The organism is Bradyrhizobium sp. PMVTL-01 (assembly GCF_051861855.1).
Classification (GTDB): domain Bacteria; phylum Pseudomonadota; class Alphaproteobacteria; order Rhizobiales; family Xanthobacteraceae; genus Bradyrhizobium.
This window is the reverse complement of sequence record NZ_CP193982.1, coordinates 2,159,340-2,186,027: the sequence shown is the minus strand read 5'-3', so window position 1 is coordinate 2,186,027 and position 26,688 is coordinate 2,159,340. Positions and strand designations below refer to the sequence as shown.

13 protein-coding genes and 13 pseudogenes are annotated in these 26,688 nt (G+C 59.2%); 13 read left to right on the top strand and 13 right to left on the bottom strand.

All coding sequences use genetic code 11. The features are described from left to right. Positions 1 to 60 precede the first annotated feature (60 nt). On the bottom strand, positions 61 to 1,179 hold the full coding sequence (locus tag ACRQ5Q_RS09940) for an IS630 family transposase (RefSeq protein WP_439399750.1): 1,119 nt from the start codon (positions 1,177 to 1,179) through the stop codon (positions 61 to 63). Between the two features lie 43 nt (positions 1,180 to 1,222). Between ACRQ5Q_RS09940 and ACRQ5Q_RS09935 the strand changes: the two genes are divergently transcribed. Further along, positions 1,223 to 1,495: a LexA family protein gene (locus ACRQ5Q_RS09935; protein WP_439397434.1), complete on the top strand. Its 273-nt coding sequence runs from the start codon at positions 1,223 to 1,225 to the stop codon at positions 1,493 to 1,495. A 177-nt stretch (positions 1,496 to 1,672) separates the two neighbouring features. Here the strand turns inward: ACRQ5Q_RS09935 and ACRQ5Q_RS09930 are convergent. From ACRQ5Q_RS09930 to ACRQ5Q_RS09905, 6 genes and pseudogenes are all read right to left on the bottom strand, one after another. Next, positions 1,673 to 1,849 (bottom strand): annotated as a pseudogene (locus tag ACRQ5Q_RS09930) (IS256 family transposase); the annotation flags it as partial. Between the two features lie 212 nt (positions 1,850 to 2,061). After that, positions 2,062 to 2,310: pseudogene (locus tag ACRQ5Q_RS09925) on the bottom strand (transposase); the annotation flags it as partial. Between the two features lie 476 nt (positions 2,311 to 2,786). Beyond that, positions 2,787 to 3,547, bottom strand: a pseudogene (locus ACRQ5Q_RS09920) (IS5 family transposase). 231 nt (positions 3,548 to 3,778) lie between these two features. Then, a pseudogene (locus ACRQ5Q_RS09915) lies at positions 3,779 to 4,866 on the bottom strand (CaiB/BaiF CoA transferase family protein). A gap of 8 nt (positions 4,867 to 4,874) precedes the next feature. After that, the gene (locus tag ACRQ5Q_RS09910) at positions 4,875 to 4,979 is read right to left on the bottom strand and encodes a CoA transferase (protein WP_439397433.1); all 105 of its coding nucleotides are present in this window, start codon (positions 4,977 to 4,979) and stop codon (positions 4,875 to 4,877) included. Between the two features lie 287 nt (positions 4,980 to 5,266). Further along, a pseudogene (locus ACRQ5Q_RS09905) lies at positions 5,267 to 6,215 on the bottom strand (CoA transferase). A 1,002-nt stretch (positions 6,216 to 7,217) separates the two neighbouring features. Here ACRQ5Q_RS09905 and ACRQ5Q_RS09900 point away from each other — a divergent pair. From ACRQ5Q_RS09900 to ACRQ5Q_RS09890, 3 genes and pseudogenes are all read left to right on the top strand, one after another. Beyond that, positions 7,218 to 7,556 (top strand): annotated as a pseudogene (locus ACRQ5Q_RS09900) (aldehyde dehydrogenase family protein); the annotation flags it as partial. Positions 7,557 to 8,498: 942 nt separating this feature from the next. After that, positions 8,499 to 9,596: an Ldh family oxidoreductase gene (locus ACRQ5Q_RS09895; protein ID WP_439397431.1), complete on the top strand. Its 1,098-nt coding sequence runs from the start codon at positions 8,499 to 8,501 to the stop codon at positions 9,594 to 9,596. Between the two features lie 381 nt (positions 9,597 to 9,977). After that, positions 9,978 to 11,097: pseudogene (locus ACRQ5Q_RS09890) on the top strand (IS3 family transposase); the annotation flags it as partial. A gap of 468 nt (positions 11,098 to 11,565) precedes the next feature. Here the strand turns inward: ACRQ5Q_RS09890 and ACRQ5Q_RS09885 are convergent. Further along, positions 11,566 to 12,313, bottom strand: a pseudogene (locus tag ACRQ5Q_RS09885) (IS5 family transposase). Positions 12,314 to 13,198: 885 nt separating this feature from the next. Beyond that, the gene (locus ACRQ5Q_RS09880) at positions 13,199 to 13,549 is read right to left on the bottom strand and encodes a hypothetical protein (protein ID WP_439397429.1); all 351 of its coding nucleotides are present in this window, start codon (positions 13,547 to 13,549) and stop codon (positions 13,199 to 13,201) included. 113 nt (positions 13,550 to 13,662) lie between these two features. On the opposite strand from ACRQ5Q_RS09880, the gene tnpB (ACRQ5Q_RS09875) reads away from it, so the two are divergent. The 4 genes and pseudogenes from tnpB (ACRQ5Q_RS09875) (at position 13,663) to ACRQ5Q_RS09860 (ending at position 17,711) form a co-directional block, all read left to right on the top strand. Then, entirely contained in the window at positions 13,663 to 13,992 is a 330-nt protein-coding gene (gene tnpB, locus ACRQ5Q_RS09875; RefSeq protein WP_439397427.1) for an IS66 family insertion sequence element accessory protein TnpB, read from the top strand. 51 nt (positions 13,993 to 14,043) lie between these two features. After that, positions 14,044 to 14,919: pseudogene (gene tnpC / locus ACRQ5Q_RS09870) on the top strand (IS66 family transposase); the annotation flags it as partial. Positions 14,920 to 15,256: 337 nt separating this feature from the next. Then, the gene (locus ACRQ5Q_RS09865; RefSeq protein WP_439397425.1) at positions 15,257 to 15,946 is read left to right on the top strand and encodes a class I SAM-dependent methyltransferase; all 690 of its coding nucleotides are present in this window, start codon (positions 15,257 to 15,259) and stop codon (positions 15,944 to 15,946) included. Between the two features lie 1,048 nt (positions 15,947 to 16,994). After that, complete coding sequence (locus ACRQ5Q_RS09860; protein ID WP_439397424.1) at positions 16,995 to 17,711, top strand: hypothetical protein; 717 nt, start codon at positions 16,995 to 16,997, stop codon at positions 17,709 to 17,711. A 707-nt stretch (positions 17,712 to 18,418) separates the two neighbouring features. Here the strand turns inward: ACRQ5Q_RS09860 and ACRQ5Q_RS09855 are convergent. From ACRQ5Q_RS09855 to ACRQ5Q_RS09845, 3 genes and pseudogenes are all read right to left on the bottom strand, one after another. Further along, positions 18,419 to 18,880 carry an aminotransferase class I/II-fold pyridoxal phosphate-dependent enzyme gene (locus ACRQ5Q_RS09855; protein WP_439397422.1) on the bottom strand — a complete coding sequence of 154 codons (462 nt, stop codon included), beginning with the start codon at positions 18,878 to 18,880 and terminating at the stop codon, positions 18,419 to 18,421. Continuing rightward, positions 18,862 to 19,608: a pyridoxal phosphate-dependent aminotransferase gene (locus ACRQ5Q_RS09850; protein WP_439397420.1), complete on the bottom strand. Its 747-nt coding sequence runs from the start codon at positions 19,606 to 19,608 to the stop codon at positions 18,862 to 18,864. The genes ACRQ5Q_RS09855 and ACRQ5Q_RS09850 overlap by 19 nt, the downstream gene beginning before the upstream one ends. A 376-nt stretch (positions 19,609 to 19,984) precedes the next feature. Continuing rightward, a pseudogene (locus ACRQ5Q_RS09845) lies at positions 19,985 to 21,165 on the bottom strand (IS3 family transposase). Positions 21,166 to 22,071: 906 nt separating this feature from the next. Between ACRQ5Q_RS09845 and tnpA the strand changes: the two are divergent. From tnpA to ACRQ5Q_RS09830, 3 genes and pseudogenes are all read left to right on the top strand, one after another. Further along, on the top strand, positions 22,072 to 22,473 hold the full coding sequence (gene tnpA, locus ACRQ5Q_RS09840) for an IS66-like element accessory protein TnpA (RefSeq protein WP_074448291.1): 402 nt from the start codon (positions 22,072 to 22,074) through the stop codon (positions 22,471 to 22,473). 23 nt (positions 22,474 to 22,496) lie between these two features. Continuing rightward, positions 22,497 to 22,817 (top strand): IS66 family insertion sequence element accessory protein TnpB, encoded by a 321-nt coding sequence (gene tnpB, locus ACRQ5Q_RS09835; RefSeq protein ID WP_439397418.1) that lies wholly within the window; start codon positions 22,497 to 22,499, stop codon positions 22,815 to 22,817. Positions 22,818 to 22,862: 45 nt separating this feature from the next. Continuing rightward, positions 22,863 to 23,805, top strand: a pseudogene (locus tag ACRQ5Q_RS09830) (IS66 family transposase); the annotation flags it as partial. On the opposite strand, the gene ACRQ5Q_RS09825 reads toward ACRQ5Q_RS09830, so the two are convergent. After that, positions 23,796 to 24,744, bottom strand: a protein-coding gene (locus ACRQ5Q_RS09825) for an IS630 family transposase (protein WP_439368321.1) whose coding sequence is annotated in 2 segments (ribosomal slippage) — positions 23,796 to 24,407 and positions 24,409 to 24,744 — 948 coding nt in all. Because the reading frame shifts where the segments join, the coding sequence is not laid out codon by codon here. The pseudogene ACRQ5Q_RS09830 and the gene ACRQ5Q_RS09825 overlap by 10 nt on opposite strands. A gap of 8 nt (positions 24,745 to 24,752) precedes the next feature. Here ACRQ5Q_RS09825 and ACRQ5Q_RS09820 point away from each other — a divergent pair. Beyond that, positions 24,753 to 25,241: pseudogene (locus ACRQ5Q_RS09820) on the top strand (IS66 family transposase); the annotation flags it as partial. A gap of 250 nt (positions 25,242 to 25,491) precedes the next feature. Continuing rightward, positions 25,492 to 26,676 (top strand): annotated as a pseudogene (locus ACRQ5Q_RS09815) (IS110 family transposase). Positions 26,677 to 26,688: the final 12 nt, after the last annotated feature.

The following is a 26,688-nucleotide window of genomic DNA, read 5'->3' as shown; positions in this document are numbered from 1 at the left end:
ATCACTTAACTGAAAGATCGACGGTCAGACACTTACTAGGTCTGGTAGCCTAGTAGCTCTTCACAGTGATTTTGGCTCTTTGGGAGTGGCCGGATAGGCGCGGCCCATTTTGGCGCGTGCCTTGTCGGTTGTGAACATGCATCTGATGCGTGAGCGGGCGGCATTTCGCTTGCGCTCCCAGAGGCGCAGTCGCTTGGGATCATCGATTCTGCGATCCAGGCACTGCCCGCGCAGGACGCCGATCTCGATCTCGACCATGTTGAGCCAGCTTGCGTGCTTGGGAGTGTAGTGGAACTCGAGCCGCCGCAAGATCCGCCTGGCCTCGGCGGGCGGGAACGCCTGATACAGGGCACCGGCGGAGTGGGTCGACAAATTGTCCTGGACGACCCGGATGATCTCGGCATCGGGATAATGGATGTCGACGAGCTCGCGCATGCATCGGGCGTAGTCTTCCGCCGCTCGCCGTTCGGTGACTTTGACCTTGCGCCAGGGGCAATGCACATCGAGGAGAATGAAGAGATTGACCGTGCCATTGCGACGATACTCGTAATCGTAACGTTCGAGCCGGCCGGGCTCAGCCGGGATGGGTTGACGCGCCTCGCCAATGAGCTGCACCGGGCTTTCGTCGAAGCACACCACCGGCCGCCTGGGATCGGGCGCCTCGGCATAGAGGTCGAGCACGTCCTCCATGCGGGCGACGTACTCGCCATCGACCTGCGGAATGCACCACATGTCCCTGCGCCAAGGCTTGAGGCCATTTTCGGCCAGGCGCCGCCGAACGGTTTCGTGCGACAGGCTCTTGTGTTCGGTGAGCTTGACCATCGCACCTGCCAGCAGCTCGAGCGTCCAGCGGGCGCGGCCCTTCGGTGGACTGGCGCAGGCCGTCGCCACCAGCAAAGCTTCTTCCTTGCTCGTGAGTTTGCGTTCCGCCCCGGGCCGCGGTTCCTCGCTCAGCGCCCGCTCCAGATTGCCTTCCACGAAACGCCGCTTGGTCCGATATACGGTCGAGCCGCTCACACCGACGCTCCTTGCGATCTCCTCGTCACCAGCCCCGGCGTCAGCGGCCAGCAAAATTTGTGCGCGCTTGAGCTTGCGGGACGCATGCTTGCCGCCGCTAAGCAGCGCCTTGAGTTCGGTGCGCTCGATTTGGCTGAGGTCGACCCGATAGCGTACATTCATGGCGTGCCTCCGTGTTCGAGGCACGCACCAACAACTGAATCGGATGGCCGGCGTGAGTCCTTCGGCAAAAACCTTCACGCCCAAGCAGGGGCAGTATCTGGCTTTTATCCACCTCTACACGCGGCTGCACCGTCGACCCCCGGCCGAAACCGACATGCAGGAATATTTCCGCGTCAGCCCGCCTTCGGTTCACCAGATGGTGCTGACGCTCGAACGCGCCGGCCTCATCAAACGGCAGCCAAGGACGCCACGCAGCATCGAGGTCCTCGTTGATCCGAAACTCCTGCCGGAGCTAATCTTAAGACCCAACCTGTGATAATCACTGTGCAGAGCCACTAGTCGATTGCGTTTACGCATGCCTCGATTTAGGCGTTCTCTTTCGAGACCTGAAGGAGCCGGCTTGAACGAGCAGTTCTGAGCTGGCGGGAACGGAGCGCGCTATACGGATGAGGTAATCAGGCGCTGTGGTTTGCCGGCGCGTGATGACCTCGATGTCCTTGACTCTGAAACCTGCGATGACCTTAAACTGATTTGTGCCTTTGAGCCGCCGCCAGCTCTTTGATGCGGCGATCACCAGCTTGAACACCATCGGCATGGTGGTGGTCGGCGAGGACGAGCCCTTGGTGCGCACCGCCCTGGGCTGCACGGTCGCGAACCCGCTCTCGATCCGATGGTAAACCGTATGACGTCCAACGTTCCGCTGCGGTGTTCTACATCGTGGCGTATGGGCAAAAGCACTGGGAGCACGAAGCGCGGGCAGACCGATGCACACGGTGAGTCGAGAGCTCGAGTTAGTAGCTGGCCCCTCTGCGACTCGGCCGAGTGCGCCGAGAGCGCAACTCGGTAGTTGTCGTGTCGCCCGCGAACTCCGTCATGTGTCTGGACCTCGAGCAGATCCTTGTTCATGGCGGCCCGCACCGAGAACGGGAACTTGTCGGGAATAATGACGGTCTTGTGCACCCAGCACCACTGGTGCCACGTGCCGGGAAAGACCGCGTCGAGCGGCTTCCAGAAGCCAAGCGCGCCATCGCCCACGGCAATTCCCGGGGCGATCTGCAATCCGCGCTGCTTGACGCCGATCAGCAGCTCGCGCCAGCTCTGCGCGGCTTCCCGCATGCCGACGTGAACGCCGATCAAGTTCCTCCTTGCCCTTCCGGCGAAAGCCTGTCGCGCGCGGTGGCATCCCGACTGACGGCCGAGTGGCAAAGCGAGTACGAGCGCTGGCAGAGGCGCGATCTGTCGGCGCGCCGATACGTGTACGAGTGAGCTGATGGCATCTTCCTGCAGGCCCGCATGGAAGACTACGACGAGTGGACGCTGGTGTGTTGCAGGTCTCGTTCATGGCGTATCGCTCTGCGTGAGATGTTCCGGCAGGCTTCGACACCCGCCTCGATACGCCGCCTATGTCAGGCGTCATCACCCAATTTTACGCATAGCTCCATCGGAGCCCAGTCAAGTCCTCAGGGCGGATTCGAACTCGCTCCCAATTACGTGGTTCAGTTGCGCAATTATCTACAGGCTCGTCCAGGCCTGATAAATCCGAATCTCCGGTGAGAGACCGCTCGGCGGCAGCACCGCAGAGCGTTTCACAGAATTAGGGCTCGGACTCAATTGATCCAATAGGCAACGATGGCGGCGAGATGGACGGCAGCCAAGAAGTTCCTGGCTAGTTTGTCGTAGCGAGTTGCGACACGCCTGAAATCCTTGAGGCGGCAGAAACAGCGCTCGATAACGTTGCGCCCCTTGTAGGCGCGTTTGCTGAAGCTGTGGAGAGTGACCCTGTTGGATTTGTTTGGAATGACGGGCTTGGCACCACGATCGACGATTTCGGCTCGAAAACCGTCGCCGTCGTACCCTTTGTCGCCAATGAGGGCAGACATGGGTGGCGCGAGTTCCAAAAGGGCTGGCGCTGCGGCAATATCAGCGTCCTGGCCTGGAGTGAGATGAAATGCGCAAGGTCGGCAGTCAGGGTCGCTCAGCGCGTGGATTTTCGTGGTCCGCCCGCCGCGCGATCGGCCGATCGCTTGTTCATGCTCCCCCCTTTTCCGCCGCTCGCCGAGCGATGCGCTTTGATCGTGGTGGAGTCGATGGACAAAGTCACGCCGTCTTTGCCGCAGCGGGCGAGCGCTTCAAAGATCGCCCGCCAATGTCCGCGCTTGGCCCAGCGATTGAAACGATTGTAGATCGTCGTGTACGGACCATAGTCGGGCGGGCAATCGCGCCAGCGTGCGCCGCACTGAAGCATGTGAATGATACCGCTGATGACGCGTCGATCGTCATCGCGCACCGGTCCGGTCTGGTTCGTTGGCAGATGCGGCTCTATCAGAGCCCATTGCTTGTCGTTGAGCCAGAACAGTCCTTTGCGCATCGAAGTCCCCCGCGTGGAATCAACCCGCTGCGAGGGAATCACAGTTCGCTAATTAGGTACAGACCCTAGCGCTCCGCGTGCGGCTAGACAAATGACCTCGCTGCGAGATTGTCAGCTAAGATTTGGAGAGGACGAGCGCTCGACGGCCTGTTTGCAATCCTCTTTGATCTCTCGCCGGGAGCGGCCGATCTGCTAAACCGGATGCGCCTCAATGGATCGTAGGCAATGGCGTCAGTCCGAGGACGGCTTGCTCACACGTGCGAGCTCCTTTTCCGAGATCATCTTTTCACCGATAATGCCTGCATTTACCAATTCTATGATCTCGGGATCGGAGAGGCCGAGCAGCTCCGATAAGATCTCTCTGTTATGCTGTCCTAGCGTCGGGGCAGCTGTGCGGATCGCATAGGGTCTCAAACCCTCGCGAATTGGCATCGAAGGCTGCGGATGCGCACCTATGAAAGCGCGTTCAGATCTCTGCAGAAACGCACGTGACTTGAGGTGCGGATCATTGAGCAAGTCAATCGGCAGGCGGGCCACGCCCGCTGCAACCTTTACGGCCTGCAAATCGGACATGGCCTCATCCGCATCGCGAGAGAGAGTTCAAGCCGCGATCTCTCTCTCGAGAACCTTCTCAATAGCCCAGCGAGCTTCCACAAATTTCAGCGACGCGTCCTCTGCCCGATCAGGGCGTCCAATAAGCAGCGCAAGCCTATCCCACATGTCCGTATCGGTCACCGTTATCATGATCCAGCTGTCCTCACCCCTACATCGGAAGCAGCCGTGAGGCACGAACTGAGGATGTCGATTGCCGTATCTTATCGCCGTCCCCCCGGTGGACTGGACGGTGACCCATGGGGCTGCGAACGGCATCATGCATTCGATCTGTGCGAGATCAATGAACTGTCCCTCCCCCGTGTTGCGGGCATGAAGCAAGGCCACTAGAACTGCGGCGCAACCGTTCAAGCCGCCGACGGGATCTCCAAAGGCGGTGTGGCTCATCACGGGTGGCCGTCCGAGCTTCCGATCACGGCCGGCAAGCCAGACCCCTGCTCGAGAGTCGGACCGTAGGCTCGGCAATCGCGATGCACGCTATTCATCCCGAAGGCTGACATCGACATCATGACGAGCCGCCGGTTGAGCCGTTTGAGTACATCATAGCCAAGCCCGAGCCTCGTCAAGACATCAACTGAATAATTGTCGACGACGACATCGGCTCCCGCGACAAGCCGTTTGGCAAGAGCGGCGCCTTGCGGCCGCTTCACGTCAATACCGCGCTTGTTACGGTTCAATATGCAGAAGCGCTGCGTCTTTTCGTACATTTGGCCGTTCACGTAAGCAGGTCGTCGATCAACGCCCGAAACCAATCCGGATATTGAATGGCCTCGATCTTGATGACGTCAGCGCCTAGATCAGCGAGCGTGCGCGTACACAATGGGCCCGCCCACCCCCATCGAAAAGTCGATCACGCGAATGCCATTCAAGGGCAGGCTATCGGGATCCATGGGGCCAGGCGATGTCGACGCGGTCTTGGGCAGGTGCCTTTGCACATTCGTAAAGGGCTGCTGCTCGCCGGGAGACGGAACCTTTCCGCCCTGACGCGGCGGCGTCAAAGTTAGTCGCTGCGCCCAGCCAACCGTCAGGCCATTTTCTCCAGCAAACACGACGGGTACGATCGCGCCGCGCGCCCTCTTCTCCGCGTCTTGGAGAAAATCGGGTATTTCAGGCACCGGAACGATTGGGATTTTCCGTTTTAGTCCCTCCGCAAACCAATCCTGCGCTGTCTGCGTCTTCAACCTCGGCACAAAAATGTGCGTCGATTTTGTCCATGTGATGCAGACGATCTTCGCCGAGCAAGAGCGACGGATCATCAGGCAACTCGACCAGACGGAGCATATCACAGAATGATCGCCACTGAGCTGGCGTGTGCAACGTAACGCCCAGGTAACCTTTTTTAGTTTCGTAAATGCCGGTCGGAAAACTGGGCCAGAAGCGGTTAATGCCCATCCGGTGCATAACGTCGCCGCGCGTAAACGCCTCACCCCTGAGATACTCGGTTAAAGCGAGGCTCGATTCGAAAATACTGAGAGACCACGACCGCCCTCCCCCACTCCTTATTCGGGTGAGTTCCGAACACGTAGCGGCGATGAAGCCCCAAAGACCGGCTATAATGCCCATCTGGAAATCAGGTGCGTGCAATGGCGGCCCCTCGACCGGTCCAACAAGCTTGATCAGCCCGCCGAGCGCGCGAATGGTCGAATCGGTGGCGACGACTCCCGCATAGTCGCCGGCCTTGCCGAACCAGCTCATTCGACATAGATCAAGTCGGGCCGCTGCTTGCGAATCTCAGCTACATCTATCGACGGGCAGTCAGCAGGATCAACATACCGGCCATCGAATAGAATATCGCAATTCTCGATCAGCTTCCTGAGCCGGATAGTTGCATCTAGCTCCTTGGCATCGATGATGATGCTCGACTTGTTAAAATTTAGAAATGCGAACCAGGCGCTCTGGCCACTCGGCGTAAATGGAGCGCTGTGGCGAAGTGGATCGCCGGCTGGGGTTCGACTTTCTGAACATCGGCCCCGAAATCCGCGAAGAGCCGCGTGCAATAGCTGATTCCGGCCGAGCTACCTATTTCGACAACCCGCAGGTGAGATAACACTCCCATTGATCTCTCCATTTTTTCTCCGTAGATGCTTCGAAGCTGTTCACTCCCCGATGCAATTTCGTCGCCACGCAACTAGCACTGACTACCTTCATTACGTTTTGGCGACGATCCGAACATGGAGCATCGATGAGTACTTTTCATTGGCTATCCGACTGCCGCTCTTTTCCTGTTCGCTCACGCAGCCCAGAGCGATTCGGGGCCGATTCTCGTGTATAAAGTTAAGTCCTCTGGCGCATGCGGCCGACGATACCGATCGGCTACGCTGCGCGTACAAGAAATATGCATCAGACTTGACGAGCGGGGATACGGCGACGCCCTCAATCGAGCGCGGTCCTGAGCGAGATTAGCTTTGCGCCCCGCGAGTTGCAGTACGAACGAAGTCGAATACGGCGAGATCAAGAATACGTTCAACGCACCTCTCTGATCAGTGCGACACCGAGCGAAAGCGCCCAAACCTTGTTGCCGGTCGATAGCCAAACACGGGAAGCTCAGCCGCGTCAGCCAATCTTTCGGGCACCATATAGAAAGTGTGGCTCTGAGCTTGACGGCGCACCAGGAGCTACCGCTGCATGTCGGTGTCGGGAGACACTCCGTACGAAACGGATGCCTTTGTGCAGCTACAGTCGCATCGGTCGTCTCCCCTGTTTGAAGCCATAAAACACTAACTGCCTCGCTGTGGGCAGCTACCATAACAGATAGTTTCGGATCACCCCTTGGCAGTAACAGTGCTGCTCAGTGGACCCGCTCGAATTCAAGTAAAGAGTGCGATCGGGTGTGATCGCCATGGACTGGTCATGCCGAGCGTTCGTTGCGCTCCAGGCAAGAATCGAGCGCGTTCTCACCACGTTCCGTACTTCCTCAATTTATCGGGATGTCTTTCCGTGAATAGTCACGATCAATGCCTCCCGCCAGAATGCGTCGTACGCGTGCAGATGGAGCAGGCCGGTGATGCGTGCTATAGACGTCGTGACCGGGTCGAAATGCTAGCGCAAATCAGTCGAAGTCGAGGAGGAGGCCTTCGCGCCCATCCTCCACGTTGAGGCACTACAGCAGCATCGATCGTGTGCTGCAATTACACCACATAGTGCCAGAGGGCTTTGCGTCCTCCGTCTTCACCTGCGCCCGAAACGTACCCATTTGCGCGTGGATGCGACTGGGGCGTTGCTAATGTCAATATCTCCCCTCGATGCGGAGATCGGCGACACATTCGGCGATACAGAGACCGGCGGTCGGGAGTCGGGCTCCGACGCGAGGAAGGCCTATATGCGTCGCGCAAATAACACCGTCAATTATGGCCGGATGTTACCACCCGCGCCGTACGTCGAGTTCGATGTGGTTTGATTTAGGGTCGGCGACGAAGACCCCATAAACGCAATGTCCGCTTGACCATCCCCGTCGATGCTGCCCTTCTCCGAGGACGCCAGACGATGATACTGCTATATAACCGTTGGAAAGTTGACCAATGTATGGACCCGATGTTCGTGTGCTGAAAGCGCCCAGGGCGGACGGCCAATAAAATTGAAACTTACAAGCAGGCGGGATTGATCCCGATCGGGTAGAGAGCAGAGTTCGATCGAGTTGTCCTTCGGCCGTCCTGACGCGCGCAAGGTCGAATGCCGCTCAACTAATAGGGCACTTTTTGACGGACTACTGCTTACACCTGCCTCCGCGAACGATTCAGTGGCCGGCTTGAGTTAGAGGTTCTCTCTTAGCTCGTTTGTACACGCATCTGGAGCCGGGCCAGCACCATCGGATCGGGGAGCATGGCTCGCGATTCACGAATACTCGGTGTCGAGCGCATCCGGCGCGACGCCACCCGAGCGCTGATGATCCTCAAGAGGATGCTCAAGTCTCAGCACGAAACTGAACCGTCATCATATCTCGAAGTCACCTTTGTCTGTTTGAAGACGGGAAAGTGGTAAACTCGACGGAAACGGGCCAGCCATTTCCCGAAGGTGTATGCGGCGCACCTCAGTACGGCGAGCACCGCAGCGCGACGATAAGGAATAACTACCGAAGAAATTCGTGATGTCAGATCGGCCGCCGATATACAAGTAAAGCCTCGCAACTCGCTAGGCGATCGACATTCACTCACTGACACAGGCCCGTTTGATACTTACCTGTTGCGCTGTGCGATGCATCTTACGTCCAGGACACTGCTCTTGGAGAATCGGCATGGCCCGCATCCAGCTCACCGCGTGAGGGTATGCGGGCGGCAAACAATTTGCATGGTGTAGCGTACGATCTATGTGTTCCGGAGATGATCAAGACTGAGGAGGTCTTATGAGTGCAGTTGGGAACTCAACGCTTCGCCCGCCGGAGAGCCGCTTTGTCACCGTGAAGGCCGATCGACTCACCCGCATCTGTGTGGGGCTTCTGCGAGCCGTCGGCGCCTCGGACGAGGAAGCGCGAGCGGTCGCAACCGGCTGCGTCAATGCCAACTTGGCAGGCCATGATTCCCATGGTGTTGTCCTCATTCCAACCTACATTGAGTGGATCAAAGCAGGGAACATCGTGCCGGGAGCGGAGTGGACCATCGTACAGGAATCGCCGACCACGGCGGTCATCGACGGGCATTGGGGCTTTGGCTTCCATGTAAACGCCAGGGCGATGGCGCAGACGATCGAAAAGGCAAAGATCGCCAATGTCGCTGCCTGCACGGTGTTCCGGCAAAGCCATGTCGGACGGCTCGCCGCGTACCCCTTGATGGCCGCAACCGCGGGCATGATCGGGCTCGCGGCGGCCGGCTGCGGCCGCTCATTCAAATATGTCGCGCCCTTCGGCGGACGCGAGGCGCGGCTTGGCACCAACCCGATCGCGATCGCGGTGCCTTCCGATCTCAAGGCCCCGTTTTTGCTCGACATGGCGACCTCGGCGGTCGCCGTCGGGAGGATCGACCTGGCGGTTGCGCGCGGCGAGCAGATCCCCAAGGGCTGGATTGTCGATGGTGAGGGAAGGTCGACCACGGATCCGCGCGAATACCGCAAAGGCGGCACGCTACTGCCGCTCGGCGGTACCGAGGGTTACAAAGGCAGCGGCCTCGCCGCGATCGTGGAAATACTATGCAGTCTGCTAACTAGCCCTGGGCTCAACGTCGAGCCGAGTGGCCGGTACAACAACAGCTGCTTCATGGCAGCCTTCAATGTAGCCGCATTCCGCCGACTTGATGAGTTCAAGAAGGAGGTCGCCGATTTCGCTTATTACCTGAAAGCGACACCGCCATCGGAGGGCTCATCCGGCGTGTTCTACCCCGGCGAGATCGGATATTTGCGCGAACAGGAGCGCACAGCAAATGGCATCGCGATCGAGGATGCAACTTGGGACAGACTGCGCACACTTTCGCGAGATTATGGGCTTATCGGTGAATTTGATCTTGCATGAACAGCATAAACTGGAAATGGCAATCGTCGGGTTTCTGTCGACGAAGAACTTCACGCCGAGCTCATGGCGGCATCCGCGCACTACGTGGCGATCACGATCAGGAGATCGACCGTATCCTCTAAGCTCAAGTGCCCTGAGGCTTTCTTACGTCGAGCCGGCGATGCCCATCCCTAGGGCGAAAACTCCGCCTACCAGTCAAACACGACACGCGCTCCACAAAGACGATTGATCATCGTTGTGACCGAAGGCAGTCGACTACCAGAATATCTCCTCCTTGTATGGCTACCACATCCCGGGATCGGAACGGCTAACGGAGCGTGACCTGCCACTGCGTATTTCCTCCAGAAGGAGTTAGAGTCCGGCCCGAAGAAGGACGGACAGATGAAGCGAGCAAGGTTCACGGAAGAGCAGATTATCGCGGTATTGAAGGAGCATGAGGCTGGGGCGAAGACAGCCGACCTGGCTCGCAAGCACGGTGTTTCCGAGGCGACGATCTACAATTGGAAGGCCAAATTCGGCGGCATGGACGTTTCCGAAGCGAAGCGGCTGAGGGCCTTGGAAGAGGAGAACGCGAAGCTGAAGAAGCTTCTGGCCGAGCAGATGCTCGATGCGGCCGCCCTTCGCGAGCTCCTTTCAAAAAAATGGTAGGGCCCGCCGCCAAGCGCGCTGCGATCGCGCATCTGCAGGCCGTCATGAGCCTGTCGGAACGGCGGGCCTGCTCGATTGTGGGGGCGGATCGGAAGATGATCCGCTACGGCTCCAGCCGCCCGCCGGACGCAGTTCTGCGTGGCCGATTGCGCGATCTCGCCAAACGAGCGTCGGCTTTCGGCTAGCGCCGGCTGTTCGTCTTGCTGCGACGGGAGGCAGGACCATCGGGCCTCTACCGCATCTACTGGCTTTATCGCGAGGAAGGGCTCGCCGTCCGCAAGCGACGAACCCGCCGCAAGGCCGTGGCGACGCGAGACCCCGATCCTAGTGGAGGCTCAGCCCCGCTGGACTTCGTCCACGACCAGTTCGCCAAGGGCCGGTGCTTCCTCATTCTGAACATCGTCGACGACGTGATCAAGGAATGTCTTGGGGTCATTCCGGATACGTCGATCTCAGGACGACGCGTCGCCCGCGAACTGACGGCGATCGTCGAACGAGTAGCAAGCCAGGAATGACCGTGTCCGATCGTGGCACCGAGTTCACCTGCAACGCCATGCCGGCCCGGAGCAAGGACGCGCTCGTCGACTGGCACTTCATTGCGCTGGGAAAGCCGATGCAGAATGGGTTCATCGAGAGTTTCAGCGGCCGGATGCGTGATGAACTGCTCAACGAGACCCTGTTCTTCTATCTGGATGACGCCCGCGCCAAGATCGCCAACTGGGTCGCCGACTACAATCTCCAGCGTCCCCAATCGTCGCTGAAATACCTGACCCCCGCGGCCTACGCCGCCCACCTCACCGCAACGGACGATCGGCTGCGCAACCCCGACCAGCTCCGCCGATCGTCCGTTGCTCCAACCCGCGCCAATTCGCGTACAAAGCCCATAAACTCTAACCGCTGTCGGATGAATTCAGTGGCAGGTCAATTAACGAACAAGGACGCTCGATCCGACGATCCGTCGACGAATTACCTCACGGCTTTCCGACCGCGATCTGCCGGGTAGATTGTACATCCCGCGGACGTTGATCTTACCAGAGCAGGGGGGGAAACTCGGTCATGGCCAGGTTGTTCGATGAACATCAGGCGTTCTCAGCCGAACGCGAGATACTCCGTCCGCCCGCCATCTACGACCATGATGTCGTGAATGGGACGACCTAGCCGTGTTCGCAATGGGCGGGCTCCAGCTAGTGCCTACTGTTCGTCATTTCCGCGATGCCGCTTCCACCGAGAAGTCACGAACTCGCGATGCCGGTGCAACAAGATCCGAATGCCGAAACGAAGTGCCAGCGTTTATATCAAGCAAGGGCGTTAGGGCTCGGACTCAATTGATCCAATAGGCAACGATGGCGGCGAGATGGACGGCAGCCAAGAAGTTCCTGGCTAGTTTGTCGTAGCGAGTTGCGACACGCCTGAAATCCTTGAGGCGGCAGAAACAGCGCTCGATAACGTTGCGCCCCTTGTAGGCGCGTTTGCTGAAGCTGTGGAGAGTGACCCTGTTGGATTTGTTTGGAATGACGGGCTTGGCACCACGATCGACGATTTCGGCTCGAAAGCCGTCGCCGTCGTACCCTTTGTCGCCAATGAGGGCAGACATGGGTGGCGCGAGTTCCAAAAGGGCTGGCGCTGCGGCAATATCAGCGTCCTGGCCTGGAGTGAGATGAAATGCGCAAGGTCTGCAGTCAGGGTCGCTCAGCGCGTGGATTTTCGTGGTCCGCCCGCCGCGCGATCGGCCGATCGCTTGTTCATGCTCCCCCCTTTTCCGCCGCTCGCCGAGCGATGCGCTTTGATCGTGGTGGAGTCGATGGATCTTTGCCGCAGCGGGCGAGCGCTTCAAAGATCGCCCGCCAATGTCCGCGCTTGGCCCAGCGATTGAAACGATTGTAGATCGTCGTGTACGGACCATAGTCGGGCGGGCAATCGCGCCAGCGTGCGCCGCACTGAAGCATGTGAATGATACCGCTGATGACGCGTCGATCGTCATCGCGCACCGGTCCGGTCTGGTTCGTTGGCAGATGCGGCTCTATCAGAGCCCATTGCTTGTCGTTGAGCCAGAACAGTCCTTTGCGCATCGAAGTCCCCCGCGTGGAATCAACCCGCTGCGAGGGAATCAGAGTTCGCTAATTAGGTACAGACCCTAGTATAGGTGCCCCCGGAGCGCTGATGAAAGCTGGATGCCGGAACTGGCCGCAAGAGATGGTTTGCTTCCGCCGGGCCGCGCGCAGTACCGTACCTGATCATTTGTGTGATAACGGATCATTTTAGCCGAGCGGCCGAGTCAGGGAAAGCTCGAGTTCTATGTCGCGCGACACCTCGACAACGTTTTCTGGATGGCGGCCATTCGTCCATAGTGCGAATTTAAGCGCTTGGGCTCGGTTCACGAACAGACCGCCAAAAAGGCCGTTTCTTTCGCGGGCAACCCAGTTGCCACGGCAATCCCTGCCGACCAAGACGGTCCATGGTGCGAGGCTCCGCGGAGAGGCTCGGCGAGCTTCATTTCGTAGTCCTTCCCTGTCCTTCAATGGGAATGTCCGTTAGCTAAATTTTATCGAAAGAAAGGCCAGTCAGCAGCATCGTAATTTGTGTCACTCGACTTCCGGCCTCCTTTTGCGATCATGCAAAGTTCTGAGAGTTCAACGCAACATAGGCATTGGCCACATTGATGCTGCTAACCACAAGCTTGGAACAATTCGAGAGGCGTTAGCTCGGGCGTCATCTTTCGTTTTAAGCAATCGGCATGCCACCCGCCTTCAAGTATGATCCGGCTTGTTTGACGAGAAACGCGCGCCATCGTTATGGGATCCGTGACCGTTTTGCTCGTCTTCCGCCGACGGATCGGCCTGAGAGGAGCCCAGCGAGAAAGCCAGGGCCGGACGCAGCGTCAGGTCGCTTGCACTCGAGAGTAAGCGTAGCGTAGAGACCCATCGGATTGTTTGTGCGGAGTCTCGGGAGCGCCGCTATGAAGAGTTATCTTCAGCAAGGGTGCTCACAATGGACGACCATTCGGACGACATAAGACGACCGTTGTCACGCATATCGAAGTGTATGCTGGCGCCGGTCGCAAGCGCTGGCCGGATGATGTGAAGTCGCAGATCGCCGCGGAAAGCCTCGAGCCGGGCGCGGTTGTAACAGACGTCGCCCGTCGCCCATGGCTGCCGGCCGCAGCAGGTGCATGACTGGCGGCGGCGGGCGCGTTTGGGCCAGTTGGTATTGCCGGCGTCGGCGGACACGCTGTCGTTCGTGTCGGTGGTGTCGGAATCAGCGTTGCCGGCGGCCGCAGAGCCCTCCGGCTCGCCGGAGGCAGCCATTGTGACGGTTGAGTTCCAGGGCGCGCGCGTGGAGTTGCGCGGGGCGCCTGGGCTGCTGTGTTGAGCGATGTGTTCCTGGCACTGCGACGGACACGTTCGTGCCCGCGAGCCTTATGATCTATGTGGCGACGCAACCTGTCGACTTCAGGAAGGGTGCGGAGGGCTTGGCGCTGCTGGCGAGGGAGACGCTGGGCCATGACCCGATGAAGGGCGTGGCGGTGGTGTTCCCTGCGAAGCGCGCCGATCGGGTGAAGATTGTCGTCTGGGACGGCAGCGACCTTGTGATGTACTGGAAGCGGCTTGATGGCAGTAGCTTCAAATGGCCTCCCATCGTGGCCGGCGTGATGCGGATGAATGCGGCCCAGTTGTCAGCACTTCTGGCCGGCATGGATTGGACGCGCATGCACGCGCCTCGAATCCCGCAGCCGAAGGCGCTTGCGTAAAAATACAAATCATCGCTGCATCGAGGCGCGAAGCATGGCAAGTTCGGGTCAATGAGTGATTTGCCCGATGAGCTGCCAAGCGATCCAGCCGAGTTGCGTGTCTTTGCCGCGGCTCTGCTGGATCGCTGCGCCAGGCTCGAGCGGTTGCTCAAGTTTGCGAAAGATGCGCAGTTCGGTCGGTCCTCGGAAAAGCTGGGCGCTGATCAGCTACAGCTTGTTCTGGAGGACATCGATCAGGCCGTCGCGGCCCTCGAAGCAGCCGAGGATCGCGCCAATCCCAGAACCTGCGAGAAGAGGACGGCCGCGCGCAGGGCCAACCGTGGTCAGCTGCCGGAGCATTTGCCGCGAATCATCGAAACCCTGATGCCCGCTGGAACCAGCTGCCCGTGCTGCGGAGGCGTCCTTTTTGAGATCGGTCACGATGAGAGCCAGAGGCTGGACGTCGTACCGGCGCAGTATCGCGTCATCGTCACCCGCCGGCCCAAGCTGGCCTGCCGCGCCTGTCACGGCGTCGTCCTCCAGCACGCCGCGCCCGAGCGACTGATCAGGGGAGGATTGCCGACCGAGCGGCTGGCCGCGCATGTGATCGACGCGAAGTATGATTGGCATTTGCCGCTTTACCGCCAGGCGCAGATGCTGGCGACCCATGGAATAGCGCTCGACCGTTCCACGCTCGCCTTCTGGGTCGGCTATGCCGCCCAGGAATTGAAGCCCTTGTGGCATCGCCTGCGCGAGCTTCTGCTCGCCTCCTCGAAGCTCTGTGTCGATGAGACCCCGGCGCCGGTGCTGGATCCGGGGCGCGGCAGGACCAAAACCGGCTACTTCTGGGCGCTGTCGCGCGATGACAGGCCCTGGGCCGGGCCTGATCCGCCTTGCGTGGTCTATGCCTATGCACCGGGCCGCGGCGCCGTCCATGGCTTGCGGCTGGATGCTACTAGCCGACTGCTGACACTCTTCTCGGGTTTGTCGGAGCCGCGACACAAGCTTGTGTCGCCAGTGGCTCACTCGAGCATTGCAAATACACAACCGAAAGCAATCGTGCGCTCTTTTCTTCAGCTTGGGTCAGCCAAATTGGCACGAGTTTTGATGCTGTTTGCGAGGAGCGGCAATTCGCATCACGAGTCGGCGCGGCGCGCTGCATCCAAAGACTCATCAACTCGTGGAGGAGAAGATGCAAGTTACTAAGAAGCGGTCTTTTGGAAGCTTTTCCGATCTAGCAGAGTTTTATCCAGAGTTCCCACCCTATTCACGAGGAGTCCTTCAGATGCTTTTTGATCAGGTAAAGCATGTAACGAAAAGCCCAATCTTCGGGGACATCGGCGCGGGTACAGGCCTAATCACCTATGCCTTGGCTGAAATGGGACTTTCCGGCTATGCGGTCGAACCTGATAGTCAGATGGTTGCGGTGGGGCAGAGGCTCGGTCCAACGTATCCAGCGGTATCTTGGGTTAATGCGCCTGGAGAATGCACCGGCCTGGCCGAGGCTTCGCTAGACTGGGTTTGTTACAGCATGTCGTTCCACTTGACGAATTCGAGTGAAGCGCTTCGTGAAACCATGCGAATCTTACGGCCTCGCGGGTTCTTCACAATTGCAACCGTCTTTGCAGATCTTGAGACTGATCCGTTTCAACTCGAAATCGAAAATCGGATACGCGACATGGCACCGGCTTTACGACGGGCGCTCACTCCACTCATCGGTCAGATGGGAACTTACGAGGCGCTCCTCAATCAATATCCCGGTCTCGGGAACTGCATTTCTCTTGCGACGACCGAAGCGGTATCAATGAGCGAGGAGCGGTACCTCAACTATTGGCGTGGGAGACATGATATCCCGAGTCAAGTCTCCTCCGAGGTGTGGAATTCCATACTACAAATGATCGCGGAAACGTTCCGAAAATGGCAGCCGGCCGCCCTACGATTTCGCTCTAGGGCATGGCATGCTCAGCGCGGGTAAGCTGGCGTTTAGGATAGATCTGTGAGCGCCGCGTGGAAGCAGGGAAGTAACTTATGGTCCCGTTCAACCTTTCCTAGGATCATGAACGGGATCGGCATCACGACCAAATTCAACTATCGCGAGATACGAGCCGACGACAAAGTCTATCAATGTCTTCCTGATAACCGTCGCCGAGATCGTGGGGTCGCCAGGAAGTCGAGTCCGACGCGGCGATTGGGCTGGATCACGTCTCGGCAGCTAGCAAGGTGGAAGAACTGATGCGCGGCATTAGGCTCAAAGCCAAGATATCAGAGCTCGTCGATGATGCTTCAGCTTGGCAAAGTCAGGCGGTCATCGGGGCTAGCCCCGTTGTGTTTTCTGCGCAAATGACTGTGGCCGCTGAACTACACAAGGCTAGCGCAGGTCGGTTCGCTCAAGCGCAACCGCCAGCTTCGTCATGCCAACACCGGCGAAGCAGCAGCACGTTATTGCCGTTGGCAATCAAGCGTATGCTGGCAAGCTCGCGTATCTGGAATCTCGCGACGGCTGGGCTGAGAGGTCCGCGGCCGACAGGCCGCGAACTTAGCTTGAGCGTCATCTCACCACTATTCTTATCGCGATTTCGCATTCACACCGCAGCACCAGGTCTCGCGTAGGCTCAGCTCTTGGCGGAGCATCTTCAGTCATCCAGCTGCTCGCGGCTCCGCGCTAGACCCGCAAATGCTTGGGATCGGCGACGAGGGCGCGTTGACCGGCGTAGATCGGATAGATGGCCACAGTATGGATCCCCTGGTGGATGCGCAGCATCCCTTCGGCCATCGTCGCTCGCACCATCTCGCCGTTCAGTCGCCACGGCACAGAGTAAACGCGAGGGCTGGCCCAATAGACCCCGCTCGCGCCCAGCAGAGTTCGGTTGCCTGTCAAATGCTCATACACGCCATTGCATGTAAAATGCACCATTACTTACTAAAGTAGGTAGTGTCTGGAGCCATTGTTGAAGATGTAGCTTTAGTCAGCAACTCCCCGCCAGGTTATGGCGGAACTCTTCAAAATACGATAGGGTGCAGCAATGCTAGTCGCGGGTAATGCGTTCCACGTCGCTCGATCTCTCCAAGTACGTGACGATGCCGCCGAAAAGAATGGCATCAAGCTGCTCATAGGATTCGATTTTCACGAGTATGTCTCGATTGCAAGGGCAACTCCAACGAAGGGGCCGACATTTCCGAACTTTCGGCCGGATCGTTCGCCAATTAAGGAAGGCGAGGGATATTGGATCATAGGCTTAGACAAAAATAACAACGTTGCTGGGTTAGAAGCAGCTCGACTGTATGACCTTTCGCAGACCAACTTTGCAGAACATCTTCAATCCCTGAAGGCGTTCTATGCCAACCCTGCCATACATGCACACCCAGAGGACCGTTGTATTTGCACAGCGCCTAGCGCGAAGAAGATGACCGGAAAAGTGGCGTACCACGGCGATCTTTGGGTGCGCAGAGACTTTAGAGGACAGGGCGTTCGCAAGATCCTAACAGGACTAACCCACGCCGTGTCTTTTGCCATGTGGGCTCCTGACTTTTTATGTGCGATTGTAGAGCGCTGGACGCTGGATAAGAACGTCGATGACATGCTGCATCATGAGCCAGGCGGGGCGATATTACGGCTGGTGGAAGATGACATTGTGGAGGACAATTGGCTCTCTTGGGAAACTGGCGAGGAGTTGAGGAGCTGGTTTGATCGCTGCAGTCGAACCGACTTATCTTTAGCCACATCATTTTCGTCCACATGATTGTTCGTCGCGGTACTCAAAGTTTTCTGCGAAAGCGGTATTCGGAGCCGCTGTCCGGCATCTCAGGATGGTTGTCTCTTCTCGGCTCGCTGCTCCCAAGACTCCCGCAGGTCTGGCGCATACTTTAATCCATCGGACTCGGAGCGCCGTAGCCGCGTCCGTCCTAGATCCACAAACGACGAGTACATGCAGCGATATGGATCCGATCTCCGGCCGCTGCTATCTGTCGCTTGTAACTTACGAAATGGACGCTTCACGTGTGGTTGGGCCCTTGAGCTCATAATCTCGAAAAGCACTATGCCAATGCAATCGTCTAGCCGGAGCAGCCATTGGAAACTGAATGTGCGTGATCTCCACGCAACCGGGGAGCGCACCGCCAGCGATGTGCGCCCGCATCCACCCGCGGTTCGAGCCTGGCTCAGCCAGGAGCGCAGACGCGTCTTATCCGCGAACGTGACGCGAACCGGTCACGTCGAAATCTAAAACATAGACTTGCGCTTTGCCACCTAGTAGATCGAAGCACCCAGGCGACAGAACGCAGGTTTGAGCGCTGCGGCTTCGCGACCCGCGATGACCGGATGGAAGGTCATCATCCTTGCTATTCATTCCAAGACCGATCCGAGAATAAAAACTTAGACAGTGACTGTGCCAGTTGACGAGATAATCCTATTTTGGTGAAAGCCGAAGATCGACCAGCAGGAACGCCTTCAGGAGACGGCCCGATGCCGGGCAGCTCGCTCCGCGTAACGGGAGAGTCGAAGGGCAGCTTCGTCGATCACCGCATCAGGGGCGCCGAGGCTGATGCGCAAATAGCCGATTGCGCTGTCACCAAAAGCGTCTGCGGGCAGGATCGCGACGCCCTCTTCGAGAAGGAGGTCCTTGGCGAACTCGTAGGCCGAAAGACCGGTGGCGCGAGCATCCAACATCACGAACATGCCACCTTCCGGCCGGTGACAAGTCAGGACCGAAACCGTGTCAATCCAGTCACAATGCCGGTCGCGCCGTCGGCGATAGGCGGCTTTCAGCTCGGGGACGCCGCGCGGAAGCTGCTCAAGCGTTATCACCGCCGCGTCCTGCAGAAACGTAGGAGTGCCGTACGTGGAACAGATGGCTATGTGACTGGCATGATCCGCCAATTGCTGCGGGCCGATCACCAGCCGATACGCCATCCGGGCATCGTATGGATTTTGGATAGGCTGCCGATGCAAATAGTGCGCTCCGCCATGCCCGAAAGCACCGAAGGCGAAACGTGCCTCCCCTCATAAACGAGCTCGTCATAAACTTCGTCCGAAAGCAACGAGAGATCGTGCGTTTGGCACAGCGTCGCTATGGTCGACAGTTCTTCTCTCGTATAAACTGCTCCGGTTGGATTATTGGGCATTGCCAGAAAGATGGCGCAAGTTCGCGGACCGATAGGGGCTTCTATCTCGTCGATGAGCGGATGGAAGCCGTTTTTCGCCGGCGAGCGGATGCTGACGATCTCGCCGCCGGCAGCGGCAGTTGTGCCGGGATACGTTGGATACATAGGGTCGGGAACCAACACTTGGTCGCCCGGCTCCACAATACAGAGGGCGGCAGTGAGGAGCGCGTTCTGCGCGCCGATCGTGACAATGACCTGGCCGGCGTCGATCGCCTGGCCAGTCTTACGGGCATGAAGCCGCGAAATTGCCTCGCGGATCGGAGTGCTCCCTGCACTGGGGCTATAATGGGTTCGTCCGACTGCCAGACTGCCATGCACAGCGTCGATAGCCACTTTGGGACTGGGGAAATCGGTGTTGCCGACCGTCAGTAAGATAATCCGTTCGCCGCGGATACGCTTCTCTGCGGCCATGAAATGTATGTCCCATGCCTTCGACGTGTTACCGACCATTTGGTGGATTCTGGATGCGTAACGCATGATAGCATTCCTCGCATGGACGTTTGCAAAAGGAGCGGCCTGTCAGGTCGCAGTTGGAGATAGCGATTTGGGCGATCTCAATCGTTGAGCTGCTCGGTTGGAACAGGATTCCATGAGGCTGGCAACATGCGGAGGCGCGCTCGGAATGCAATCGCTGTGTGCGGGGAAGCAAATCCTGTGCTTTGGTGAGATCATGGCCCACCCGCCCGGCCCGCTATAGACCGATCAATAACCGCGACTTCGCACTTATAAGAAATCCTCACTGCGGTCGAAGGTCGCATCAAAGACACTGCGGGATGCGCCGGTATTCGGTCGCGGTGCGCATGCCGATGCCGAAGGCGCCAAACGAGAGAGCGCTTGACCTGCCACTGCATTTTCATCCAGCGGCAGTTAGAGGCTCGGGGTTTTGTACGCCAAGTGGCGCGGATGGAGCAACGGACGATCGGCGGAGCTGGTCGGGGTTGCGCAGCCGATCGTCCGTTGCGGTGAGGTGGGCGGCGTAGGCCGCGGGGGTCAGGTATTTCAGCGAAGATTGGGGACGCTGGAGATTGTAGTCGGCGACCCAGTTGGCGATCTTGGCGCGGGCGTCATCGAGATCGAAGAACAGGGTCTCGTTGAGTAGCTCATCGCGCATCCGGCCATTGAAACTCTCGACGAAGCCGTTCTGCATCGGCTTTCCCGGCGCAATGAAGTGCCAATCGATGGCTGCGTCCTTGCACCAAGCGAGCATGGCGTTGCAGGTGAATTCGGTGCCATGGTCGGACACGACCTGGCTTGCCGCGTCGCTGGACGATTGCCGTCAGTTCGCGCGCCACGCGCCGCCCCGAGATCGACGTCTCCGGAATGGCGCCCAGGTATTCCTTGGTGACGTCGTCGACGATGTTGAGGATGCGGAAGCGTCGGCCATTGGCGAACTGGTCGAGGACGAAGTCCAGCGACCAGCGCGCGTTCGGCCTCGCCTCGACCAGGATCGGGGCACGGGTCCCCACGGCCTTGCGGCGAGCCCGCCGTTTGCGGACGGTGAGCCCTTCCTCGCGGGAAAGCCGGTAGATCCGGTTGATCCCCGATGGCTCGCCCTCCCGCCGCAGCAAGACGAACAACCGGCGATAGCCGAAACGCCGCCGCTCGTTGGCGAGATCGCGCAATCGGCCACGCAGAACTGCGTCTGGAGGGCGACTGGAGCCGTAGCGGATCATCTTTCGGTCCGCGCCGACAATCGAGCAGGCCCGCCGTTCCGACAGGCTCATGACGGCCTGCAGATGCGCGATCGCAGCGCGCTTGGCGGCGGGCCCTACCATTTTTTTGAAAGGAGCTCGCGAAGGGCGGCCGCATCGAGCATCTGCTCGGCCAGAAGCTTCTTCAGCTTCGCGTTCTCCTCTTCCAAGGCCCTCAGCCGCTTCGCTTCGGAAACGTCCATGCCGCCGAATTTGGCCTTCCAATTGTAGATCGTCGCTTCGCGGATTCCATGCTTTTGACCCAGCTCAGCCGTCTTTGCCCAGCCTCATGCTTTTTCAGCACCGCGATAATCTGCTCTTCCGTGAACCTTGCTCGCTTCATCTGTCCGTCTTCTTCAGGCCGGACTCTGAGTCCATCTGGGGAAATAGGAAGTGGCAGGTATTAATGAATGGTCTGCACCACGCTGGAACGGATCGGCGCCAGGCACGGTGCAGGTTTATCTCGTTGCGAATGAAATCGCATGGTCTACCTCAACCAGATCGTCTGTATTTTGCGGTTCTTCGGCATGACCTTAGGCCATAGCGCAATACGGTGCGTATCGGCTATGCGCGGAACTAGGCGGCCTGCCGTGGTTGCTGAGTGCCAACGAGGGGTGAGCTAGCCGGAGGCAATCACCATCCTGAAGAGCCGCACCGAGTTGACGGCGGCCTATGCCGTCGGACTACGCGTATCGGAAAAATCGTTTCCTCAAGATCGAGGACATGGTGATCCGGTCGAGCGGGCTAAAGCCAGCGGCGATCGTCAAGTAATGCCTCAGCACAGCTCCTGAGTACACTGCGGCCTATTGGCAGTGATCCGACCGAGTCGCTCGCTCTGCTCCTGATCGCGATCGCTTGAGATCACCGTAATGCACGCGTCTGCTGTTCAGCCAGCACTGTTCGGCCGTGCGAGCCTGTCGGGCATGACGCGCGACGCCCAGGTTGCCTTTCAAACGATCGGCCAGCCCGCAAGTCTGGATCACTTGGGATTTGCGCGGCAGATAGCACCTGTGATCTTGAGGGATGAAGAGCGGGCAAGGGCGAAGGCATTGGCTGGACTGCCGCAATGACGTCGGGATCGCTTCGGTCTGTCACCTCGTCGTGAGACATGAGTGGACGAAGAACAATCTTTTGAAGAGCGCAGAACGTGGTCGGGTGCTTAGTACCGCTCCGACGAGGACCGTCTTGCGTGACGGGTGGTAATTCGCGAAGCGTGTGACCTTAGGTCTAGCTTTAAGGTCATCAGGCGATGCGGGTCGAAGTTTTGGGCGGGCTCGAGCGGCGGCGGCGTTGGTCGCAGGACGACAAGGCACGGATTGTCGAGGAGACGCTGGCACCGGGCGCGAAGGTAACTGAGGTTGCGCGGCGCAACGGAGTAGCGGCCAGCCTGGTGTTTACCTGGCGTCGACAAGCACGGACATCGGAACAAGTTGCACCATCTTTTACGCCGGTGCAGATCGCCGCCGTAGCGGCCTCGGCTGAAGAAACTCCGAAGCTTTTGCCTACGGTTGATGGCCGAGTTCGCTCGGCGGCAGCCGCGCGTACTGGATTGATAGAGATCGATCTCGGCAACCGACGGTGCATCCGGGTGGATGCGCACGTCGATCCGGAGGCGTTGGCGCGGGTCCTCGATGTGCTTGGACGCCGATGATTTCTGTACCAGGGAATGTGCGAGTGTGGCTGGCTACAGGCTACACGGATATGCGCAGAGGCTTTCCACCGCTGGCCCTCCAAGTGCAGGAGGTGCTGCACAAAGAACCGCTCAGCGGTCATTTGTTTGTCTTCCGCGGTCGCCGCAGCGATCTTGTGAAGGTGATCTGGCACGATGGTCAGGGAGCCTGCTTGTTCACAAAAAAACTCGAGAGAGGAAAGTTTATCTGGCCATCGGTTGCCGGTGAAGCGGTAACGATCTCGCTGGCGCAGTTGAGCTACCTGCTGTCCGGGATCGATTGGCGCAATCCGCAAGAAACCCAGCGTCCGACGCGGGTCGGATAATCGTTTTGGGTTTGAATCTGATGCTCGATCTGATTCAATGGCTTCATGACATCGAAGCCGAGCGATCTTCCGTCGGATCTCGCGAGCGCCTACCTTGCGCTGCTGGCCGAGCGCGAGGCGTTGCAGGCTGAACGCGATGTGGCGGTCGCGGATGCCGCCAACGCGCGGGCGGAGCTGTCGGACAGCGAAGTGCTGATCGCTCATCTTGAGCTACGGATCGAGAAGCTCAAACGCGAACTGCACGGGCAGCGCTCCGAGCGCACGGCGCGGCTACTTGAGCAGTTGGAATTGGAGCTCGAAGAACTCGCCACCACGGCGACCGAGAATGAGCTGGCTGCGCAGGCTGCCGCGGCAAAAACCCAGAGCGTGAGCGCCTTCACGCGCAAGCGGCCGGTGCGCAAGCCGTGGCCGGACGACATCGAACGTGAGCGCGTCGTCATCGAGGCTCCAACGACCTGCGCCTGCTGCGGTGGATCGCGGTTGGCGAAGGTCGGCGAGGATGTGACCAAGACGCTGGAGGAGATTCCGCGTCGCTTTAAGGTCATCGAGACGGTACGCGAGAAGTTCACCTGCCGCGATTGCGAGAAGATCAGCCAGCCGCCGGCACCGTTCCATGCGACGCCGCGCGGCTTCATCGGCCCACAATTGCTGGCGACGATTCTGTTCGACAAGTTCGGCATGCATATCCCGCTCAACCGCCAGAGCGTGCGCTTTAAGGCCGAGATGATCGATCTGCCGTTATCGACGCTGGCCGACCAGGTCGGTCACGGGACCTTCGCCGTCACGCCGCTGTTCCCTGGCGAAGGGCAAGTGCACGACCGGCCGGATCTGGACGTATGTGCGGGATGATCGGCCCTTCGCCGGACCTGCGCCGCCGGCGGCGGTCTATTACGCCTCGGGCGACCGAAGGGGCGAACATCCCCAGAAGCATCTGGCCGTCTTCGGCGGTATCCTGCAGGCGGATTGCTATAGGGCGTTTCACATTTTGATTGAAGCATAACCGGCGCTGGCGAAGTAGTTGGCGCATTCGCGAGGCTGGATGTCTTGGACGAGGTGACCGATATGGCGCCAAGTCTCCTCGATTGAGCGCTTCTGAGCTTGCCGCATCCAGTGTTTGATCTTGGAGAAGGCCTGTTCGATTGGGTTGAGGTCGGGCGAGTATGGCGGCAGGTACCAGAGTCTGGCGCCAGCAGCCTTGATCATTTGCCTGACGGCTTTCGACTTATGGCTTCCGAGATTGTCGAGAATGACGATGTCGCCTTCACGCAGGGTTGGCAGGAGAATGTGCTTTACGTAACCACGGAAGCATTCACCGTTGATCGGGCCATCGAAGACGCAGGGTGCCGTGAGTTGATCATGGCGGAGCGCGCCGAGGAATGTGAGGGTACGCCAGTGACCGTGCGGAGCGAAGCCGCGCAGGCGCGCCCCTTTGGGTCCCCAGCCTCGCAAAGGGGCCATGTTGGTCTTGATCCAGGTCTCATCGATGAAGACGAGCCGGCCCGGATCGAGCCCGGCCTGCCAGGCTCGCCAACGCAAGCGCCTACGAGAGACGTCGGCGCGAGCCTGTTCGAGGGCGAACAGTGTTTTTTTTGAACCGCAGCCCTTCCCGGCGCAGGAACAGCCAGACCGCATTGTGTGAGACCTTGACCCCACGGGCTGCCAGTTCCGCCTTCAGACCATGCAGCGTCAGGTGCGGCGTCTGAGTGATCCGCTCGACGATGAAGGCGCGGTGCGGATCAAGCACAGGCTTGCGGTGACCACCCATCTTGCCAGGCGCTACCGAGCCGGTCGTTCGATAACGCTGTGACCACTTCACAACTGACGAGACAGCAACGCCAAACCGTTCCGCCACAGATCGGCAGCTCTCACCTTTGGCAACAGCGGATACCGCACGCTTACGCAAATCGTTGGAAATTGGTCGGACCATCGGATGCTGGCCTCCAGCCCAGCCAGCATCTTGAATCATATTCGTCCCAGACCCGGAATCCCCTCCGATTCAATAAATCCGTGAACCGCTCTAGCGGCTTCGAGCCGTTGTTCGACCCAAAAAGGAAAGCGATGCCGATCACGCCGGCATTTTGCCTGGCCCATGCGCGGCGGGGCTTCTTCGAACTGGCTGACATCGAGAAAGCCGCCCGGGACGGACAGAAAGGCAAACCGGTCTCCCCGATCGCGCTGGAAGCGGTCAGGCGTCTTGACGCCCTGTTCGAGATCGAGCGCGCCATCAACGGCCGCAGTGCCGACGGCCGGCGCGCCGTGCGCCAGGAACAGAGCAAGCCGCTTCTCGACGACATGCACGACTGGCTGCTCCGCGAGCGGGAGACCCTGTCGAGCTCCTCCGAGGTCCTGAAGCCCATGAACTACATGCTCAGGCGCTGGGACGACTTCGCCCGCTTCCTCGACGACGGCAGGGTCTGCTTGACCAGGGCATGATGTTTTCAGCGCTCAAACCCGGTGGAGAGGACTGGTCGTCCGGATTAGTCTGTCGAAGCCGGGATAGGGGCGCTGGAGCACGAAACGGTGGCAGGCCGCCATGACCATGAGCTGTGAGCTCGCTTTGTTACTTGGCCGCCCCCTACGACTTGCCCGGCTGCGCTGCGAGCGCGGATCCGTAGATGTCGTGCAAGCCACTGGCTCCTGAGACAAAGGAGAACCAAGCATGCAAATCGTCGGCATGGACATCCACCGATCGTTCGCCCAGGTGGCGATCCTGGAGGACGGAACAATAATCCGACAGCTCCGCGTAGATCTCGTCCACGATCGGCTTGTCGCCTTTGCCAAGACACTCAGCCTCGAAGATGAGGTGGTCATCGAGGTGACGGGCAACAGCGCGGCGGTCGAACGTATTCTGCGCCCGCACGTTAAGCGCGTCGCGGTCGCCAATCCGAGGCTCGTTCGGGCGATTGCCTATGCGCGAGTCAAAACGGACAAGGTCGATGCTGGGACCCTGGCAAAGTTGCATGCTGCCGGCTTCTTGCCGGAGGTCTGGGTTGCTGACGAGGACACCTACAGCCGGCGCCAGATGGCCGAGCGCGCTGGCGTCTTGGCGCAGATCATCCGCATTAAAGGACGCATGAAGGCCATCCTGCATGCTAACCTCATCCCGCCCTACAAAGGCTATCTCTTCGGCAAGCGCGGACGGCATTGGCTGAACAGTCTGCCTCTTCCATCGGAGGAGCGTGCAATGCTCCGGCGTCTGATCGTGGAACTCGAACGCGTGACGAAGCAACTCGCGGAAATCGACAAGGTCGTGGCCCAGCAGGCTCTGGACGATCCACGGGCTCTCAAGCTGATGACGATCCCCGGCGTGAGTTCGGTTGTCGCATCGAGTGTACTGGCCTCCATCGGCGACATCGCACGCTTCCCGTCGCCGGATAAGCTCAGCAGCTATTTCGGGTTGACACCGCGGGTTCGGCAGTCAGGCGAGCACCCGGCACGGCATGGCCGGATCTCGAAGCAGGGCAACCGTGACGCCCGCAAGATGCTGGTTGAGGCGGCGTGGTCAGCCAAGACGGCGCCGGGTCCGTTGCGAGCATTCTTCAACCGAACGCAGAAAAAGCACGGGGCCGGGGTCGCAGCCGTCGCGACGGCGCGCAAGCTCGCAGTCATGATCTGGCACGTCCTGACGACCGGGAAGGACTACGCTTACGCGCGGCCAGCGTTCACAGCGATGAAACTCCGGAAGGTGGCTCTGAAGGCTGGGGCTCCCCGTGCCTACGGCAAGGCTGGCCCGGGCCGGGACTATTGGATCAAGTAAATCCGCGAACGGGAAGCTGGTTACGTCGCACGCGTCGAGCAGGCCTACGAACGCATGGTGGCTGCCTGGAAGGAAAAACCAAAAAAAGTTGCCACGAACTGAAGGTAAGGACTT

Coding starts and splice junctions, on each gene's coding strand:
- ACRQ5Q_RS09895 (WP_439397431.1), top strand. CDS start 8,499: ATGAGTGCAGTTGGGAACTCAACGCTTCGCCCGCCGGAGAGCCGCTTT.
- ACRQ5Q_RS09940 (WP_439399750.1), bottom strand. CDS start 1,179: ATGAATGTACGCTATCGGGTCGACCTCAGCCAAATCGAGCGCACCGAA.
- ACRQ5Q_RS09855 (WP_439397422.1), bottom strand. CDS start 18,880: ATGGCGTATCGGCTGGTGATCGGCCCGCAGCAATTGGCGGATCATGCC.
- tnpB (WP_439397427.1), top strand. CDS start 13,663: ATGATCTATGTGGCGACGCAACCTGTCGACTTCAGGAAGGGTGCGGAG.
- ACRQ5Q_RS09850 (WP_439397420.1), bottom strand. CDS start 19,608: ATGCGTTACGCATCCAGAATCCACCAAATGGTCGGTAACACGTCGAAG.
- ACRQ5Q_RS09880 (WP_439397429.1), bottom strand. CDS start 13,549: ATGGCTGCCTCCGGCGAGCCGGAGGGCTCTGCGGCCGCCGGCAACGCT.
- ACRQ5Q_RS09865 (WP_439397425.1), top strand. CDS start 15,257: ATGCTTTTTGATCAGGTAAAGCATGTAACGAAAAGCCCAATCTTCGGG.
- ACRQ5Q_RS09860 (WP_439397424.1), top strand. CDS start 16,995: ATGCTAGTCGCGGGTAATGCGTTCCACGTCGCTCGATCTCTCCAAGTA.
- tnpA (WP_074448291.1), top strand. CDS start 22,072: ATGCGGGTCGAAGTTTTGGGCGGGCTCGAGCGGCGGCGGCGTTGGTCG.
- ACRQ5Q_RS09935 (WP_439397434.1), top strand. CDS start 1,223: ATGGCCGGCGTGAGTCCTTCGGCAAAAACCTTCACGCCCAAGCAGGGG.